Raw genomic sequence first — 18,420 nt, 5'->3', positions numbered from 1 at the left:
ATTTATAGAATAATATTTCTAAACCAAATTTATTATAAATTGTGGTTTTGCAAGCATCGGCAGGGCAAACGCAGTTTGCCGCGTTAGGCGCGCAGCTTCAGTTATTTTTACTATAAAAGATTTATGACAAATTTCTCTACTTATATTCACGCTTCGCGTGAGATGACAGCTCACCTAACGAGGTGTGCAAGCACACAATACATCACAACTAAGCAATTTATTGACGTTGAAGGCTATAATAAAACAAGTTACTTTGTATCACACCAACCTTTACAGGTCGGGTCACACCCTGCCGATGTTCACTATAACACACTATTTATAGAATAATATTTCTAAAACAAATTTATTATAAAATGTGGTTTTGCAAGCATCGGCAGGGCAAACGCAGTTTGCCGCGTTAGGCGCGCAGTCACGGTTATTTTTATTATAAAAGAATTATGACAAACTACTCCATGTGTGTTTACGCATGCGCGGTGTAAAATAAAAATTATTGCCGCAACTGATCGCAGAGAACAAATACAAACCTTAAACACACAAAATTTAATATCTGCTCTTAACAAAACTAACGCCTTTTAATTTGGGCGTCCGTTTCGATCTAATTAATATTATCCGTTCTGCACAATCACTTTAAAAACTTTCTAATTATATTTTTGGCTATAGGAACCGCGGACTTTCCTCCCGAAGTTGCCGCATTTTCAAGAACCACAGCAACACATATAGTCGGGTTTTCTACAGGAGCATAACCTACAAACCATGCATGGTCTTTATCAGTTTCATTCTCAGCTGTTCCCGTCTTGCCGGCCACTGTTATACCGCTGATTTGAGCCCCTGTACCTGTTCCATCCTCAACAACGCCTATCATCATATCTTCGATATAGTCAGCACATGCAGTTCCAATGCTGTCATATAAAACTGAAGGCTTTGTCTGTCCTATAACAGTCCCGTTCTCGGTTGTTACAGTCTCCACGAGATACGGTTTCATCATCTTTCCATTATTAGCAACGGCGCTCGCCATCATTGCCACATGCAGAGGAGTCATAACCAGCCCACCCTGTCCAATAGACACCAAGGCGCCGTCTAAATCTGTCATCTTTTTATATTGAATCTGACTTTGTGAAACCGGAATATCAAACTCAAATGATTTGTTTACCCCAAACTTTTCAGCTTCAGCTTTTACCGCGTCCGCACCCATCTCATACCCTAAAGTACAAAACACATAATTACTAGACACTTCAAATGCGGTCTTTATATCTAATTTTCCAAAAGATTCTTTATTATAATTATATACGGTTACGTCGTCTTTTTTAAATAATCCTTCATCGTCAAAAGTTTCAGTGGTCATTCCGTTGTCATACACTCCTGCAGCTGTAACAATTTTATATGTCGATCCCGGCGGATATAATCCCTGTGTTGCCCTTGCTAAAAACGGTGAATTCTCATCCTCCATCATTGACGGCCAATCCTTTTCAATTGTTTCCGGATTAAAGTCGGGCAGACTCACCATTGCCAAGATTTGTCCGGTAGTAGGTTCCATAGCCACAATAGCTCCATCCCTTCCGTCGAGCTGTTCATATGCGTACTCCTGAAGTTCATCGTTTATAGTAAGATTGAGATTATTACCGTGCTTTATCTCATTCAAAGTCAAGCTTATTGTGCCTTTTCCAATAAGGTCATCATCATGGCTCATTTCAAGCTGAGTTTTTCCATACACCTGAGAACAATATCCGATTATGTGAGAATATAATCTTCCCTTTGGATACTTCCTGATTCTAGCGTCACCGTCTATCTCCGTTTCGGCAAGCAGCACCCCGTCCTGAGAATATATCTCTCCGCGCTGAACCTGCTGTTCGCTCTCCCACTGGCGTTTATTATATGAGTTTGTATACACATCCTTGGCACGAAACATATTAAACCACAATAAATAAGTAACCAGCGCCAAAAAAAGCAGCGAGATGGCAATCAGGACGCGTATGATTCTTTTATTCGTCCTCATTTTCGGTCATCTCCCCCTTTCTTTCTGTCTTCGCGGATATTGCCTGAACTATTCCCAGCGAAGCAAAACTTATAACTATAGACGTACCTCCATAGCTGACAAACGGCAGTGTAATTCCCGTCAGAGGTATCATTTTTGTAACTCCGCCTATAATGATAAATGTTTGAATAGCAAACATAACCGTAACGCCAAAGCTAACAGCTTTATCATAAGGGTCGCTGGCCATAATTGAAATCTTAAAACATCTGTACGCAATTAAGAAAAACAATAGGATTACTGCAACTCCTCCGAAAACTCCCATTTCTTCACAGATAGCAGCAAATATAAAATCTGAGTGAACTTCGGGTATATAATACGGCGAACCGTTTCCTAATCCGCGTCCAAAATAACCGCCTGACGCAATAGCAAAAAGCGACTGTGTAATTTGATAGCCCTTACTGGCTATATCAGACCATGGGTCAAGCCATGTTGATATTCTGACCTGTATATGATACAAAAACTTATATCCCAAAATACCAATAATTCCAAGCGCACCTATATTTAAAAACAGTAATTTTTTGTCTTTCTCATATACATACACCATAAACAAATAGATAGAGAAAAGAACCAATATAGTTCCCCAATCTCTTTGAAGCACCAAAAATCCCACAAAAATATAAGTAATAGCCAAAGTTATCCACTTCGGAGAAAGTTTTCCCAGCACAGGCTTAGACCATGCTCCCGAGTAATAGCACGCTAAGCACATTATATACATAATTTTAGTTATCTCTGAGGGCTGAAAAGTAATAGGTCCAAATGACACCCAATTCTTTGAGCCGTTTATAGTAGTTCCCAAAACCAGGGTGAACAAAAACAATCCTACACCGATTGCAAAATAAATATACCAAAATCTGTCCCATATTTTAATATTATAATAAATAAAATAAGCTACAAAAAAAGCTGCGCCGCCTACTAGTATCCAAATGATTTGCCTGAAACCGTAATCGAGGTTTATGCGGCAGAGCAATAATACCCCAATAGACATAAGCATAAACGCCATAAGCATTATAAACTTGTCCCCCATACGGCATATCACTAAAACTGTATACATGACAAGAAAAAGAACAAGAACGGCTATCCCGGTATATACCACGTTCATATTATAACTTTTTGATATATACAGCAGTCCGAATCCGAGTATATCCAATAAAATCAAAAGATAAGCCGGCTTTCTGTAATTAGCCGATTTAATTGTTCCCATTTTCTCACCGCCAATTCTTAAAAATATAATTTATGTCTCAAATATAAAATTTAAGCCGCCGACCGTAATCTGATCCTCGGTATCAAGTATAACTTCCTGCCGGATTCTCTGCCCGTTAACATATGTGCCGTTCCGGCTCCCTAAATCCTCAAGATACCATTCGCCGTCTTCATACCAAATAATTAAATGTTTCTGAGAAATAAATTTCTCATTTATAATTATATCGCACTCACGGCTTCGGCCTAAAATTGCTTCTCCATAAATATTATACCTATGTTTAAGAGGCGCTGAAAGTTCAACCTTTGACTTTATCGGTCTCAGGCTTGAACACGCCGCATCATTTATACTATTGTCCTCAAACCGGCTCATTTTTTTGACATCCAGATAGATCAGCCTGATGACAAAAATAATAAACACATATATTATAACTGTAAAAACATAGCTTAATATCGTGGAAATAAAACTATATATAGTCATGTTGCAGTCTCCCTTCAGTCAAACCTAGTATTCATTCCAATAATCATCGTCGCCGCCGGCGTCGGCCGCGTTTTCATTAACAATCTTATGCTTTTTCTCCATAAACCAAAGAAGAAGCGCAAAAATTAATCCAACAGCAAAACACCCCAAGTATAAATAAACGATTGGCGGGGGATCAAATCTCATTGTTGCAAGCGGATTATAAAAAGCGGCGCTTGATTTATACCCGGATTCCCCTGCGTCAAATTTTGCCGGCGCAACCTCGCACATACGTTCAAAAAGTCTATATAAAAACTCAGCGGCAGAACTCCGGTCAAATCTATTTTCAGTTTTTGTAAGCGACATTCCGTCATTAATAATACCTTCTCTTGCACCAAGAGCAAGTTTTCCCAATGATGCTTTTTTCATATACTGAATATCAGGATAATTCAAATATATACTTGCATACGGTCTGTCTGTATCATTCCCTAAATCAGGAAGATAATATCCCTTATAGTCAACAAGCAACGCCAAACTCATTGTAAACGTGTCTTCGAGACCCACAGCGGAATTACCGTTAAATCTAAGGCCACCCTGGTCGGAATAAAGCTTTATCCCCGCCTCTTCTATAGACGCCACATACATAGACTGTGGGTCCGACTCGTCAACGTCATTATATTGCGCCCTCGCTTCAGTATCCACCGTAAACAATATTCCGGAAACCGCTCTGGCGGCATCATAATTGGTATATTGGTCATAGGGTCTAAAACGCCCGCCTACCGTTGCAAAGTAATCTTTTGAGACCAGCAGTTTTATATGCTTCTGCTCATCTTCACTTAAATCACCAATGTCAGAAATCTCAGGAACACTTGCTTTCACTTTAAATAGACCGGAAGTGTTTGTCTTAAACTCAAGAGCTTTATTACTGGAGTCAAATATTCCTCCTATATTAAAGTCCCTGCCGTCGCTGGTTGTAAACACGCTGTCATAAGCGTTTTCAGCGGGGATAGAAAAGTTGACTTTAGCCGGCAGTTTTTCTATCCTCTCATTATTTTGATCAAAAAAGTTTATTATATATCCGCCGCCGATTGCGGAACCCATTTCAACAGTAAATTCGCCATTATCATCAATTATCCTATTACAAGTTGCTTTGTCCATGATAACACTGTGACTGTTATCGCCTATAAGTATACGCATGTTAGATATTCCCAAATCATCATCTTTTAAATCACTGTCAAAAATAATTTTTGGAGGCAAAGCGTCATTTAATTCTTTTATAACTATCTGTATAGGAACAACAATACTTTTGTTAGGTTTTATATCCTTTTCTCCTGCAATTTTCCATAATTCCTGACTGGTTGCAGCAGATGCAACAGCCGAGTCTCTGATATTAGTCAAATTAATATTTACGGTATTATTCTCAGCTTTAAGCTCAATTTTAGAATTTCTCAGACAAGCCGCTGATATATACGCCGCAATATCGTTTACACCCGGACCATTAGGAGAATTTTCTCCAAGTCCTGCGAGAATTTCTGTTAAATAATCGCCATACTCTTTTATGGTTGTAAACCCGCCGGTACGCTCATAGTCAATATTTATATTAGACAAAGCCTCCGAACCTTTATCGGCAGCGTCTAAAAATCCCATTTTAATGTATTTATCATCAATTGCCGAAACAGTACCGAGCTCCGTTGCAACATATCCTGAGCTAGTATCAGCAGTTTTCAGTTTTGCATAATATAATGAACCATTGTGCATACCTTCAGCTGATTCCAAATATTCCGGAATATAATGTACTAAAAACGTTCCGTCTTTCAACTTAACAAAGTATTGTATTTTACAGCTTTCCGGAGATCTTGTCCACATAGTTCCGCTCGGGTCCTGCTGCGGCGGATGATAGTTTCCATCTGTATGGTCTATGTAATAATCATCAGCCACACTGCGCACCGCGTCAGGAGTATCTGACACCGCAAAAGTATTCTTAACGCAGAGCCGAAGAGTTGATGGAGTAACCGTTTTAGTATTTCCGTCTATAGGAGCGTTAGGGTTTTGCCTGTCGCGCTTGCTGTAAGCCAAAAACTGCCACCAAATTATCTCAGACATCTTTTTAGTCCAATTACCAGGATCCAATACAATTTTGCCGCCGTTCTCTCCCTCAAAATCTGTTGTATAACACGCGCCGAACCTACAAAGATAATCACTAAGAGAATTTCTCTGCTCATTGCTTAATGAATGCGTTATATCAGTATAATCTTCTGTCGCCTCATCAGCAAATGCCGGTACCTGAACCGTCACACAAGAGAAGACAACTGCAGTCAGTATCAGATAATATATAAATTTTCTAATCATGTTTTTATTCCCTCATCCTAGAATACTTTATTACAAAACATAAAAAACTAATTACACCAAATATTTATAACGCATAGTTTTTTAATCAACTGTTATAAATTAAAATCTTCTTACACAAAACAAAAACAATTATTGTGCAATTATAAAAACACTATTGCTTTTACTGCATTAAAAAATATATTTTTGCAAGAGTATATCCCTATATTTAAAAAATTAATATGGTACATTAATCTTAAAAACAAAAAGAGTATACAGCACTAGGATAATTATACCACATTTTTTATAAAATTCAACAACAGTTTAATTTTTTGTATAAGTTTTCAGAAACAATATTTTTCTAAATTCGAACTTATACGTTTTTATAAACTTTTAAGAGCCCCTCAATATCCATCGTATTAATCTCAAAATTAAAATTTAGAAGCTTTCAATAATTAAAAGCATGAGCGGCTTAAAATTATTTACAAAAACCGTTTAAAGTCAATACCAGAATTCATACAGACCATAAAATGAGAAACTGACCTTTCTAAATGATTTACTAAGTATAACTTTTTATGATTTTAAGCAACCGTTCACGTATAATTGTCTTTTTTATCTACTTATTTCTGTTGTCAGTTAACGGATCTAAGAACATCTAATCTGTCCAACCGGTTTATATTCTTCTAACTGGTCTTTGATGTAGTCAAATATTGACTTCTATCACTTCATACTGTATCTACATAGTATTCTATATATCTAACATATTTACTCACATTTTTGTAACTTAGATTTCCATGTTCATATAATATCATTAATGAGCTCTTTTTCCTTTAGATATTACATAAACTATATCATAGTCAAATTTGTGAATGTTCATCAGCATATAAAAATGATTGGAATATGTCTATGCTTCTATGCTTCTATGCTTCTATGCTTCTATGCTTGCTAAACCTTCTTCAACGTTCCGCCTGTAACCTTCTTTAACTTACCATAGATTTATTTGGAGCTATTTTTTAGCACAATGCTATTAAATATTTGCATCTATTTTTTAAAATGAACTATGGTTTTAACTTCTATCAATTTTTTCTTTTTTATTTTGAACTTTCTTAATACTCTTTCATTGTGTTTTTTTATATCTTTACTGATTATGCTATTGTGAATTTCTAGTTTTTGCCAAAACTTTTATCCACATATAACTAACGGAATTCCAACGCTTTAAAGCGCTAAACAAAAATATCCGGCGGAATACCGCCGGATATAAGTTTAAACAAATTTTATAAATACATCAATATTCAATAATCTTATTCAGCTGTATTTGATGTACGAACTCTTGAAAGCAACGCTGCTGATTCCGCCCTTGTAGCAGTCGCCTGTGGTCTGAACATTCCACTGTCGTCACCTGTAAGATAACCTGCCTCTGTCAAACCTGTTACATATCCTAAAGCATAATCCGCAATGGTATCTGCATCAGTATATTCAGAAGCAGTTTCAGATATAAGATTGAGCTTTCTTCCTATGATTGTTGCCATTTGTTCACGTGTAACTGTTTCATCCGGTGAGAATGTTGTTTCGCTTGTACCTGTTACTATACCTGCCTCAGCAGCCGCAGCAACATATTCAGCATACCATTCATCTGCCGGAACATCTGTAAACGCTGATTCAGTACTCGAAGACTCTATTTCAAATAACGAAACTGCCATTTTAGTAAATTCAGCACGTGTAACATTATTCTCAGGATAAAAATTGCCGTCTTTATCCCCATTTACTATATTATTAGCATACAAATCCATAATATAGCTGTAAGCCCAGTAGCCTTCGGTTACATCCCCAAATATCTGACCTGAAGGTGACGCTGTAGGAGCAACAGTTACTTCAGGTGTTGAAGTAGGCACAGGACTTTCTGATACTGCCGGAGTTGCTGTTGGAGTCGATGTTGGATCAGTACTATTATTTGTATTTCCTGATGGTTTAGATGTTGGCTTAGCAGTTGGAGCCTCTGTTGGCTCTGCCGTTGGATTAGGCGTTGGCACAATATCGCTTACTACGCTAATTTGAATTGTTGGAAGAGACGCTTCAAGATTGTTCAGTTCACTATCTACACCATTAAATTTTTCAATCTTTATTGTTTGTGTTCCATATTCATCCTTGTCTTTTACTCTAAAAAAGATTTTTGCAACAGTATTAGAGGTGTTTTCTCCTTCTGCATAAACAGTGGTTCCTAATGTTCCAAAAACAAAATGTCTTGTAGTTTCATTATAGCCCGATAATTCTTCCCAATCGCTTGAATTGTTACCAAGTTCGTCTATGCTTGTATAAAAATTTACATCACTATATTCAAATATATTTGAATTAAATGATAAGTCAAATCCAATTATTCCCGAATGAAACGACTCATTTGATGATAAATTAACGTCCACCTCAAACGTATCTCCGGGCTGTACAGTATCTGTCGATGATATCATATTTATAGTTATAGATTTATCAGAATTGTCAGCAAATACGGGAATAACAACTAAATTAAAAATCATAACTATAGAAACAAATATAGATAATTTTTTCATGCTTCTCATAAGTGGTTCTCCTCTCGCAGTTAAATTAATTGTATATAGCAAAATAGCAAAATTTTAAAAAGGAGACCCGAGATTCGGGTCTCCCTTATAGCTAACTTAACCTCAAATTACTTAGAAGGTGTTGCAGTAGCTTCCGGTGCTGCTGTTGCTGTAGCCACTGGCTCAGCACTGGCAGTAGCTTCCGGCTCTGCGCTAGCAGTTGCTTCCGGAGCAGCTGTTTTCTCTGGTGCTGCTGTCTCTTCAGGAGTTGACATTGTTGCCTTTACTCTTGAAAGAAGTGCAGCGGCTTCAGAACGTGCTGCTGAAGCAGCCGGTCTAAATGTACCGTCTTCTTCACCGGTTAACAGACCCTTTTCTGTTAAACCAGATACATACGGAACTGCATAATCTGAAATAGCTGCAGAATCTGTATACTTCATAGCTGCTTTAGATGTTATATCAAGATAACGTCCGATTATTGCTGCCATCTGCTCACGTGTTACATCATCATTCGGAGCAAACTCTGTTTCAGATATACCTGTAACGATTCCAGCTTCTGTTGCTGCTACTACATACTTAGCGTACCATTCATTTGCAGGAACATCAGTGAACTGAGATTCAGTTGATTTAGAATCAAGTCCGAAGAGTACAACTGCCATCTTAGTAAATTCAGCACGTGTTACATTGTTCTCAGGATAGAACATTGTAGCAGAAGCACCGTTTACGATACCTGCATCATAGAGATCCATGATGTAGCTGTAAGCCCAGTATGTTGACGGAACATCTTCAAATACCTGCTTACCTGGCTCTGTTGTAGGTGTTGGAGCCTTTGTCGGAGCCGGTGTTGCTGTAGCTTTACCTGTATTGCCTGTGTCTGGACCGCTAGGACCGCTGCTTGAGCCCTTCTTAGATGTCTTAGCAAACTCATATGTTACAACTGCTGTCTTACCATCAGCGCTAACTGTGATACTGTCAGCATCATAAGAATTTACTGTTGCAACTGCATCTGCGCTAATTGTGCAGTTTTCATCAGCTGTAGCGGTAAATGTAATTGTATAAACTGTATTATAAGCATATCTTGACTCTACAGCCGGATTCCAAGAAACGTCGCTAAGTTTATAACGTGCGCCTTCAGGTGCAGTGATATCATAAGATACCGCTCTATTTGAAGCCGGGGCAGTTATAGAACCAGCAATTGTTGTTATAGTAGCCGGATCAGCAGAAGGTGTCGGCACTGAACCTCCGAATACTACATCAACTGAAGCATTCTGCTCAGGCATTACAAACTTACTGTCTGATACTGGAATATCTGTACCGTCTGCAGCTTTAACAGTTACTACTGCTGTTGCACCAGCGATATTAGATACTGCATTGATTGTTACTGTATCACCGGCAGGAATGATGTATTGAGCGCCTGCTGTATCAGCAGCAACACTTGCAGATTTTGCTGCTGGTGTGTAAACTAATTTAGCTAAAGCAACATTATCATCACAACCAATTTTAACTTCTTGATTTGCAACTACAGAAATAGTCTTTACTACATATGGAGCATCAGTTCCAATTGTATCTACTTTTGTTTCATTAGCTCCCTGAGTAACAACTAATCTACGAATATTAGTATTCTCTTTGTTAGGACTGCCATGCTTCACATATACTGTTATTGTACCATCTGCTGCTGGTGTGTAAGTGAAGTATCTAGCATCTGCAGTAGTCTTACCGCCAAACTTAAGAGCGCCAGTTACAGTCTCAGTTGTGCCATTCTCTAATGTAAATTCTGTATCACTTGTTCTGTCAACCTCAAACGCATTTGCATACTCTTGCTTTTCAGCATTAACAGTACCATTTGAGTAAGACATTAAACCATTACCTAAATCTACATTACCTACATACCACTCTTTTTCTTTATTAGTATTGTTAACAAGCTTTGTTCCTTCTGGTGCGTCAGCGAATGTCCATTCAACTGATTTACCAGGAACAGGTGCTTCTGTAACAATTGGTTTTTCTGTCGGAACAGGTGCATCTGTAACTACTGGTTTGTCAGTAACAACCGGTGCGTCTGTAACGATAGGTGCATCTGTTGGAACAGGAGCTTCTGTTGCCGGGGCAACTGTCGGATAAACCTCTCCGCTTGCATTTGTAAGAGTACCTGTACCATTTGTTACATTCAAAGTAGCAATATAGTTTTCAACCGGTGCAGTTGTAGCTGTTGGAACAGGAACAGCTGTAGCTGTTGGAACAGGAACAGCTGTAGCTGTTGGAACTACTGCTCCGCCAATAGTAACACTTGTAGAATTCATTGTTGCCCCAACCTTATCCAAGTTAGCGTCAACACCATTGAATGTTGTCAAATTAATAGCCTGAGCGCCGTCAGGTGCATTATCTTTAACCTTCAAAGTAACAACAGCTATCGGCTGATGTTTTGCATGGTCAGCTGTATATACAGTTGTTCCAAGCGTTCCAAATACAAAATGATTTGTTGAAGCATTAAAGCCTGAGTTTGCTTCCCAATCTGATGTTTGGTTACCCAAATCATCTTCATAATAAGCAAATTTAACACCTTGATATTCAAATACATTTGTATCAAATACTAAATCAAATCCGATTATACCTGATTTAAATGCCTTTGCAGAAGTCATATCAACTGTCATATCAACTGTTCCACCTTGTGCAACATTTTCTGCAGATGGTGTAACATCAATCTTAACAGTCTGTGCCGGTGCTTTACCTATCTCAACTTTTGCAGAATTTAAAGTGCTTGAAACCAAATCCAAGTTACTGTCAGCTCCGTTAAAAGTCTCAATAGATATATTCTGAACTCCGTCTTTAGCAGTATCTTTTACTTTTAAAGTAACTTTAGCCAGTGACTGACGTTTTGCATTGTCAGCTGTGTATACTGTTGTGCCGAGAGTTCCGAACACAAATTTGTTTGTTGAAGTATTAAAACCTGAGTTTGCTTCCCAATCTGATGCCTTATTACCAAGATCATCATCATAGTATGTAAACTCAACATTTTGATATTCAAATACATCTGTATCGAATACCAAATTAAATCCGATTATACCTGATTTAAATGCCTTTGCAGTTGTCAAATCAACAGTGACATCTACAGTTCCGCCTTGTTCTACAAACTCTGCAGATGGTGTTGCGCTTACAACTACTGAATTATCATATTCTGCAGCGAAAACTGAACCAAATGACATAAGGCTGAGAACCATGGCTACCACAACAGTAATTGCTGTGATCTTTCGTAAATTTCTCATTAATTAAAACTCCTTCCATGAAAATAACATATTTCAAGTAGTATTGTATAACTGACTCTCGACAGATTGCCGGGAGTCAGTTATTAAATAAATTTCTCTTATTGTTCTACGGGGAAATTTGTGATTTTTCCAGCAGCGTATTGCATTATAAGGATTGCATCCCCTGCATTGATACCATCGGTACCGCTAACATCAGCAGCAGTCTTCTGATCATCGCTGAGCTCTGTTTTACCAGCTGCATACTGCATAACAAGTATTGCGTCACCTGCATTAATATCAGTATCCATATTTACATCACCATACACAACTCCAGGAGCTGTTTTTAATGAATATGACTTAGCGTCAGGTGTTGAAACACCGGTTCCTCCGATTTTTACAATAATAATTGAATCATCATTGTAGTCAGTCTGTGACAGCTTAAATGAATATGTACCAGAAGCCTGACCGTCATACTGGTTGATATAACCTACAGGTGTTGTAGATGTAAAACCAACTGTATTGTTCTGATCGCCTGTGATACTTGTGATATCATATACAAAGAATGTCATCTGACTTGGTACCTCTGTACCGGAAGCAATTGTAAACGGAACGTTTACATTATAGTATCCGTTAGCATCGTCTTTTGAAGCTGAAATATTGCCTATTTTAACTACTGAACCAGTGTCAACGTCATCAATCTTAGATTCAAGATTAACATCGCCTTCTGTAACCGGCGCTGTGTCAAGCGGTACGTTTACTTCTTCTGAATCTACAGGAGCTTCTGTAGGAACAGGAGCATCTGTATCCTCAGCAGGAGCCTTAACGTCTTCTTCAGGTGCTTCCACATCTTCAGGCATAGCTGTAGGCTTTGGAGCTTCAACTGTATCTGTAACAGATGCGTCTGCATTATTGTCAACAACATCTCCCTCAGCGAAAGCCAAACTAGCTGTTGCTGAAAACATCATTAATGCAGCTGTAAGAGCTGCGCCAAACTTAAAAATTCTCTTCTTCATTTAATTTTCCTCCTAATTTTGTTTGTTTATAAAATCGTCGATTTCTTCCCAATTAAATCTGCAATTTTAAACTACAATCTCAAAATTCGAGGTTATCCTCCTTTCCCCAAAAATGTGTAAGAAATGCGGATCACAGAACATAACCTTTAAGTCTTAGGCAAACACCCAAAACAACCGGAAATGTGCATCCGGCTAATAGGTTCAAACTGATAAATAACGCATTTTATTTATTTTTCACTATTATGATACGTTAGTATTATACAACGAATGTTCAAAAAAATCAACCCCTTTTTAAAAAATAATAAAAGTTTTTCTGAAAATACAAAAGTAATTGACTTTTTATGTAAATCGTATATAATTGTGCTTATGAAGAATACAAAGAAACATAAAATAAAAAAATACATGACATATATATTGTTAATAGTTATCATAATAACTATGTTTTCAGGCTGCTCGGCCCAGTATCAAACCATATCTGACACCCAATTTATATTAGATACCGTATGTACCATAACCGCCGGCGGTGTGAAAAATACAAAAGAATTGATTTCAGGCGCCTTTGATGTCGTATATAAAATTCAAAGCAATATAAGCTATTATGATTCCGGCTCTACCGTCTCCATATTTAACAGTTCGCCTGCTGGTGTTCCTGCAGCGCTTGATCCGGACACATATACTATTGTAGAAAAGGCTCTTGAAGTTTCCAAAGCTTCGAACGGAGCCTTTGATATAACAATTGCTCCGGTTGAGGAACTATGGGATTTCAAATCAGAAAGTCCGGTTCCTCCTGAACAGAATTTGATAAATGAAAATTTAAAATATGTCGGGTATAACAATTTGATACTTGATTCTGAAAACAAAACTCTTACTAAAACCATTGACGGTGTAAAAATTGATTTGGGCGGATGCGGCAAAGGTTACGCTTGTCAAAAAGCTTTGGAATATATAGAAGAAAACTATCCCGATTCATACGCTATACTTGATTTTGGCGGTAACGTAAACGTTTACGGTCAAAATCCCAAAAAAATAAACGGAAGTTTTACAGTCGGAATCCAGGAACCTTTTGCGGCAAACGGAAGTTATTCTGAAATGGTTGATATAACTTCCGGGGAGAGTATAGTTACAAGCGGCACATATCAGAGGCACTTTTATTATAACAACAAAAACTATCATCATATTCTCGACCCATCGACCGGAACGCCTTCTGACAGCGGTTTTGACAGTGTCAGTGTTATTTCTTCATCATCACTTGAAGCGGACTGTTTGTCTACCGCCTGTCTGGTTCTCGGAGAAACTGACGGCACGAAGCTTGCAAATAAATTTAACGCAAAAACGTATTGGATAAAACAAAGGAGCAATTAATATTAATGAAAATAATTAAAAATGCCAACCTAATAACCATGAGTGAAAAATATGGCAATATAGAAAACGGATATGTTAAAATTCAAGACCATAAAATTATAGAAGTTGGAAAAATGTCTGACTTTTCAGATAGCAATATTGATGCCGAGATAATTGAAGCCGAGGGGAGAATTACAACTCCCGGTTTGGTTGACGCACACTCACACCTGGGAATGTGGGAGGACGGTTTGGATTTTGAGGGTGATGACGGGAACGAAGATACCGATCCCTGTACTCCTCAGCTCCGGGCGATAGACGCTATAAATCCAATGGAGGCGTCTTTTAGAGAAGCTTTTGCTTCCGGTATAACGACTGTTATAACCGGCCCGGGAAGCGCTAATCCTATCGGCGGACAGCTGGCGGCAATCAAAACATACGGGAAGCGTATAGATGATATGGTAATAAAAGCTCCTGTTGGGATAAAAATTGCTTTTGGTGAAAACCCAAAGGCTACCTATAACGACAAGAGCCAGTCGCCCAGTACCAGAATGGCAACAGCAGCATTGATAAGGGAGACGTTTAAAAAAGCTCAGGAATACCAAAGGCAGGTTGAGCAGTACCAAAATAACTCTGATGAGGAAGACCCTCCCGAATATGACATAAAGTCAGAATCGCTGTTACCGCTTTTAAATGGTGATATACCCCTGCATGCGCATGTGCACAGAGCGGATGATATATTCACGGCCGTTCGCATTGCCAGAGAATTTAATCTTAATTTGATATTGGTTCACTGCACAGAGGGGCATTTAATAGCTGAGCAGCTGGCAGATGATGGTTACCCGGTTCTGCTGGGCCCAATACTCACTGACCGAAGTAAGCCGGAACTGAAAAATCAAAGTGAAGTAACTCCTGCCGTACTATCAGAGGCTGGACTGAAAATCTCAATAATAACTGATCACCCTGAAACGCCTGAAAAGTATTTAACCCTATGCGCGGCTATGGCTGTCAAGCATGGGCTTAGAAGGGATGAAGCATTAAGGGCAATAACTATAAATCCAGCTGTTTCCTGCGGGATTGGAGACAGAGTTGGTTCTATAGATGACGGAAAGGATTCGGATATTGTTATATGGGACGGTGACCCGCTCGACATAATGAGCAGTCCGTATGGGATAGTTATATAAAACATGCCGTTTTATCGCAATAATATAGGTTTTGCTCCGCATATAATTTTTGCGGAGCTTTTTTATTTTGTTTATAATAACACATATTATGATGATAAATTTTTATCTATATTTAATATTTTATTTTTAGAACTAAGTGTTATTTTTTTATTTATGCTCTAAACGATTTTAAATACTCTGTAAGATATTTGATTTATAGAAAATAAGATTACAAAATCTAAAGCTGCGGACATTATTGTTCGCAGCCTTTAAGCGTAATTTTCTCATTTATCAATTCTTAAATAGTCGTTTATTTCATTGACAAAAAGTTCCCCATACCTTTGAAGCTTCGCGCTTCCTACACCTGATACTGTCTCGAACTCATCCAAAGTCTTTGGAAGTATCCTGCACATATCACGGAGCGACGCATCTGAAAATATAACATAAGCCGGAACACTGCCTCTCTCAGCCAGCTCTTTTCTGAGATCCCTCAGCTTTGAGAACAGTCCCTCGTTAACTGTTTCAGCCTGCACCGGCTTCTTCTTAGCCTTTTTCTCCTTCGGTGCTTTCATTGAAAGCCGATCCCCGCCAAATAATATGCTTTTTGACTTCTCAGTCGGTACTAAAATATTAAAATTATCCTCGTCTTTTATTATATAACCGCTCTGAACCAAAAATTCAATTATATTCATAACTCTGGTCTTGGTCATACCGGACATTATCCCGTACGTAGTTAACTCGTCTAAATGCCTGGAAATAACATTATCATTTTTTGAGCCGCACAAAACATCAGCCACCATGTTTTTGCCGAAAGCGCGTCCTTGACGTTTTATCCTATATATACAGCTTAGAATCTTCTGCGCTTCCTCGGTTATATCCACTGTTTCAAACCTAGTGTTGCAGTTTGAGCAGCTGTCACAGCATATCGGCGCTGTCTCACCGAAATACTTTAAAATAAAACCTCTGAGACAATCATATGTATTGCAATAAAACGTCATATGCTTCAGCAGTTCTAAATCCTTTTTTATAACCTGCCGGCGCATTTCCTCTGTCATTTCTAAATTTTCGTTTCCGTTTTCTATCAGAAACTTATTGATTCTGACGTCTTTCGGGGCGTAAAGCAATACGCACTCAGCCGGTTCGCCGTCTCTTCCTGCCCTTCCGGCTTCCTGGTAATAACTTTCAATATTCTTCGGCATATTATAGTGAACAACATATGAAACGTTGGACTTGTCTATTCCCATACCGAACGCATTAGTGGCAACCATAACTGTTTTTCTGTCATATATAAAGTCGTCCTGATTTATGCGCCTTTCCTCATCATCCAAACCTGCGTGATACCTGGTAGCCGCAAAACCTCTGGAGATCAGTTCGTCACATACTTCCTCAACGCCTTTTCTGCTTATGCAATAAACTATTCCGCTTTTTTCCTTATTCTGCGGACGGTTGAGTATATCCACCAAAGCATTAAGCTTATACTTTGGATTCTGAACCTCAAAATATAAATTTTTTCTGTCAAATCCGGTAACCATCCTAAACGGGTTATCGAGTTTAAGAATATTGCAGATATCCACGCTTACCCTTTTAGTAGCCGTCGCCGTAAAAGCGGAAACCACAGGCCTATATGACAAAGTATCGATAAACTCTGAAATTTTTAAATAACTTGGCCTGAAATCCTGACCCCACTGGGACACGCAATGAGCCTCGTCAACGGTTACCATAGATATTTTTGAGTTTTCTGCAAAATCCAAAAAATCATCAGTCACAAGCCGCTCGGGGGCAACATAAATTATTTTATACTGCATCTCCGCCGCTCTCTTAAACACCTCACGCAGCTGGCGGTAACTTAAAGAACTATTAATATATGCAGAAGGTATACCCGATTCCGTAAGAGACCTTACCTGGTCTTTCATAAGGGATATAAGCGGAGAAATAACAATAGTTATTCCGTCCATCAACATAGCCGGAACCTGATAACAAACCGATTTTCCCGCTCCTGTCGGCATTATTCCCAGCACATCTTTTCCGGACAGTATATTGTCAATAATATCTTCCTGTCCGCTCCTGAACTTCTCATGTCCAAAATATTGTTTTAAAATTTCAAGTTTCGTCATATCTTTCTCCGCCGTTATTTTATACTTTCGATAAACTCAGCCAAAATTCCCTCTTTTAATCCGGCAGAGGATACTATCACTTCCTCAGAGCCTATTTTGTTTATAAGCTCCACAATCGGCAGCACTCCGGCAATTATAGTGTCTGTTCTGGAAGCTTCTATCCCTGCGTCGCCTCTTTCAGTTTCATTCATTTCAAGGATATTGCCGAACGCATCAGCGACGCAGTCGCCTGCCATTACACAGCCGTGAAGCTGGCTTCTGTCTGCTCCCGGAACATTATTTTCAACTATCGCAAGATTATATATGCTGCCGCCCATTCCAACTATCGGAAGCTGATAAGCGTCCTCCAGCCAGTGTATTTTGTCAAGCTGGCTGTCAATATAATCAGTCAGCGCACTAAGCGCCTCCTCAGTTTCTCCTCTAAACAAAAACTGTTCAGTCATGTTTACGGCCCCGACAGGTATACTTGTTCTTGCCAGCGGCTCTCCGTCATTTACCAATATTATCTCGGTGCTTCCGCCGCCTGTGTCTACTATTACACAATCCTCTATATCAAGCGAACTGGTCACGCCAAGAAAATCATATTCGGCCTCCTGCTCGCCTTTTATCACTCTCACGATTATTCCGGTCTCATCCTCAACCTGTTTTATGAACTCCTGGCTGTTGCCCGCTTTCCTGACTGCTGCTGTCGCCACAGTGATAACGTCATCAGTATTATTTTCTTTCATAATTTTTTTGAACTCACTAAGCGCCGCGATAGTCCTGTCTATAGCTTCAGGCTGGAGATTCCCGTCCAGGTTCATACCCTCGCTCAGCCGCGCCATATCACGGCACCTTTCTATATATCTATGAGATCCGGTTTTTTCATCAATTTCAACTATATCCATTCTTATAGAATTAGAGCCCAAATCTATTATTGCCAAAACCATTTTTATCCGCCTTCCTATGCCAATATCAAATTCAATAGCTATCTTGTCCATCACAAAAATT

Annotated in this window: 11 protein-coding genes; 2 read left to right on the top strand and 9 right to left on the bottom strand. The window is 38.7% G+C overall.

The genetic code is table 11. From position 1 onward, the window contains the following. Positions 1-622 precede the first annotated feature (622 nt). The 7 genes from B9O19_RS07965 to B9O19_RS07935 form a co-directional block, all read right to left on the bottom strand. Positions 623-1,993, bottom strand: coding sequence for a peptidoglycan D,D-transpeptidase FtsI family protein (locus tag B9O19_RS07965; RefSeq protein ID WP_102365920.1), 1,371 nt, complete (start codon positions 1,991-1,993; stop codon positions 623-625). Continuing rightward, complete coding sequence (locus B9O19_RS07960) at positions 1,980-3,233, bottom strand: FtsW/RodA/SpoVE family cell cycle protein (protein WP_102365919.1); 1,254 nt, start codon at positions 3,231-3,233, stop codon at positions 1,980-1,982. Before B9O19_RS07960 ends, B9O19_RS07965 begins: the two co-directional genes overlap by 14 nt. A 30-nt stretch (positions 3,234-3,263) precedes the next feature. Next, entirely contained in the window at positions 3,264-3,602 is a 339-nt protein-coding gene (locus B9O19_RS07955) for an FHA domain-containing protein (RefSeq protein WP_158648953.1), read from the bottom strand. A gap of 132 nt (positions 3,603-3,734) precedes the next feature. Next, a complete protein-coding gene (locus B9O19_RS07950; RefSeq protein ID WP_102365917.1) occupies positions 3,735-6,038 on the bottom strand; it encodes a hypothetical protein in 2,304 nt (767 codons plus the stop codon). A 1,277-nt stretch (positions 6,039-7,315) separates the two neighbouring features. Then, positions 7,316-8,584 (bottom strand): S-layer homology domain-containing protein, encoded by a 1,269-nt coding sequence (locus B9O19_RS07945; RefSeq protein WP_102365916.1) that lies wholly within the window; start codon positions 8,582-8,584, stop codon positions 7,316-7,318. A gap of 107 nt (positions 8,585-8,691) precedes the next feature. Beyond that, the gene (locus tag B9O19_RS07940) at positions 8,692-11,823 is read right to left on the bottom strand and encodes an S-layer homology domain-containing protein (protein ID WP_102365915.1); all 3,132 of its coding nucleotides are present in this window, start codon (positions 11,821-11,823) and stop codon (positions 8,692-8,694) included. A gap of 98 nt (positions 11,824-11,921) precedes the next feature. After that, the gene (locus B9O19_RS07935) at positions 11,922-12,815 is read right to left on the bottom strand and encodes a dockerin type I repeat-containing protein (RefSeq protein WP_102365914.1); all 894 of its coding nucleotides are present in this window, start codon (positions 12,813-12,815) and stop codon (positions 11,922-11,924) included. 267 nt (positions 12,816-13,082) lie between these two features. On the opposite strand from B9O19_RS07935, the gene B9O19_RS07930 reads away from it, so the two are divergent. After that, on the top strand, positions 13,083-14,177 hold the full coding sequence (locus B9O19_RS07930; protein WP_102365913.1) for an FAD:protein FMN transferase: 1,095 nt from the start codon (positions 13,083-13,085) through the stop codon (positions 14,175-14,177). A 5-nt stretch (positions 14,178-14,182) separates the two neighbouring features. Next, positions 14,183-15,337, top strand: coding sequence for an amidohydrolase (locus tag B9O19_RS07925; protein WP_102365912.1), 1,155 nt, complete (start codon positions 14,183-14,185; stop codon positions 15,335-15,337). A 263-nt stretch (positions 15,338-15,600) separates the two neighbouring features. Here the strand turns inward: B9O19_RS07925 and recQ are convergent, their stop codons facing one another. Further along, positions 15,601-17,430 (bottom strand): DNA helicase RecQ, encoded by a 1,830-nt coding sequence (gene recQ, locus B9O19_RS07920; RefSeq protein ID WP_102365911.1) that lies wholly within the window; start codon positions 17,428-17,430, stop codon positions 15,601-15,603. Between the two features lie 14 nt (positions 17,431-17,444). Beyond that, the gene (locus B9O19_RS07915; RefSeq protein WP_102365910.1) at positions 17,445-18,410 is read right to left on the bottom strand and encodes a Ppx/GppA phosphatase family protein; all 966 of its coding nucleotides are present in this window, start codon (positions 18,408-18,410) and stop codon (positions 17,445-17,447) included. Between the last annotated feature and the right edge of the window lie 10 nt (positions 18,411-18,420).

Source organism: Monoglobus pectinilyticus, assembly GCF_002874775.1.
GTDB classification, from domain to species: Bacteria; Bacillota; Clostridia; order Monoglobales; family Monoglobaceae; genus Monoglobus; species Monoglobus pectinilyticus.
This window is presented reverse-complemented; position numbering and strand designations above follow the sequence as displayed.

Excerpts from the sequence above, each read along its gene's own strand:
- B9O19_RS07965 (WP_102365920.1), bottom strand. The coding sequence starts at position 1,993 with ATGAGGACGAATAAAAGAATCATACGCGTCCTGATTGCCATCTCGCTG.
- B9O19_RS07960 (WP_102365919.1), bottom strand. The coding sequence starts at position 3,233 with ATGGGAACAATTAAATCGGCTAATTACAGAAAGCCGGCTTATCTTTTG.
- B9O19_RS07955 (WP_158648953.1), bottom strand. The coding sequence starts at position 3,602 with ATGAGCCGGTTTGAGGACAATAGTATAAATGATGCGGCGTGTTCAAGC.
- B9O19_RS07950 (WP_102365917.1), bottom strand. The coding sequence starts at position 6,038 with ATGATTAGAAAATTTATATATTATCTGATACTGACTGCAGTTGTCTTC.
- B9O19_RS07945 (WP_102365916.1), bottom strand. The coding sequence starts at position 8,584 with ATGAGAAGCATGAAAAAATTATCTATATTTGTTTCTATAGTTATGATT.
- B9O19_RS07940 (WP_102365915.1), bottom strand. The coding sequence starts at position 11,823 with ATGAGAAATTTACGAAAGATCACAGCAATTACTGTTGTGGTAGCCATG.
- B9O19_RS07935 (WP_102365914.1), bottom strand. The coding sequence starts at position 12,815 with ATGAAGAAGAGAATTTTTAAGTTTGGCGCAGCTCTTACAGCTGCATTA.
- B9O19_RS07930 (WP_102365913.1), top strand. The coding sequence starts at position 13,083 with ATGTTCAAAAAAATCAACCCCTTTTTAAAAAATAATAAAAGTTTTTCT.
- B9O19_RS07925 (WP_102365912.1), top strand. The coding sequence starts at position 14,183 with ATGAAAATAATTAAAAATGCCAACCTAATAACCATGAGTGAAAAATAT.
- recQ (WP_102365911.1), bottom strand. The coding sequence starts at position 17,430 with ATGACGAAACTTGAAATTTTAAAACAATATTTTGGACATGAGAAGTTC.
- B9O19_RS07915 (WP_102365910.1), bottom strand. The coding sequence starts at position 18,410 with ATGGACAAGATAGCTATTGAATTTGATATTGGCATAGGAAGGCGGATA.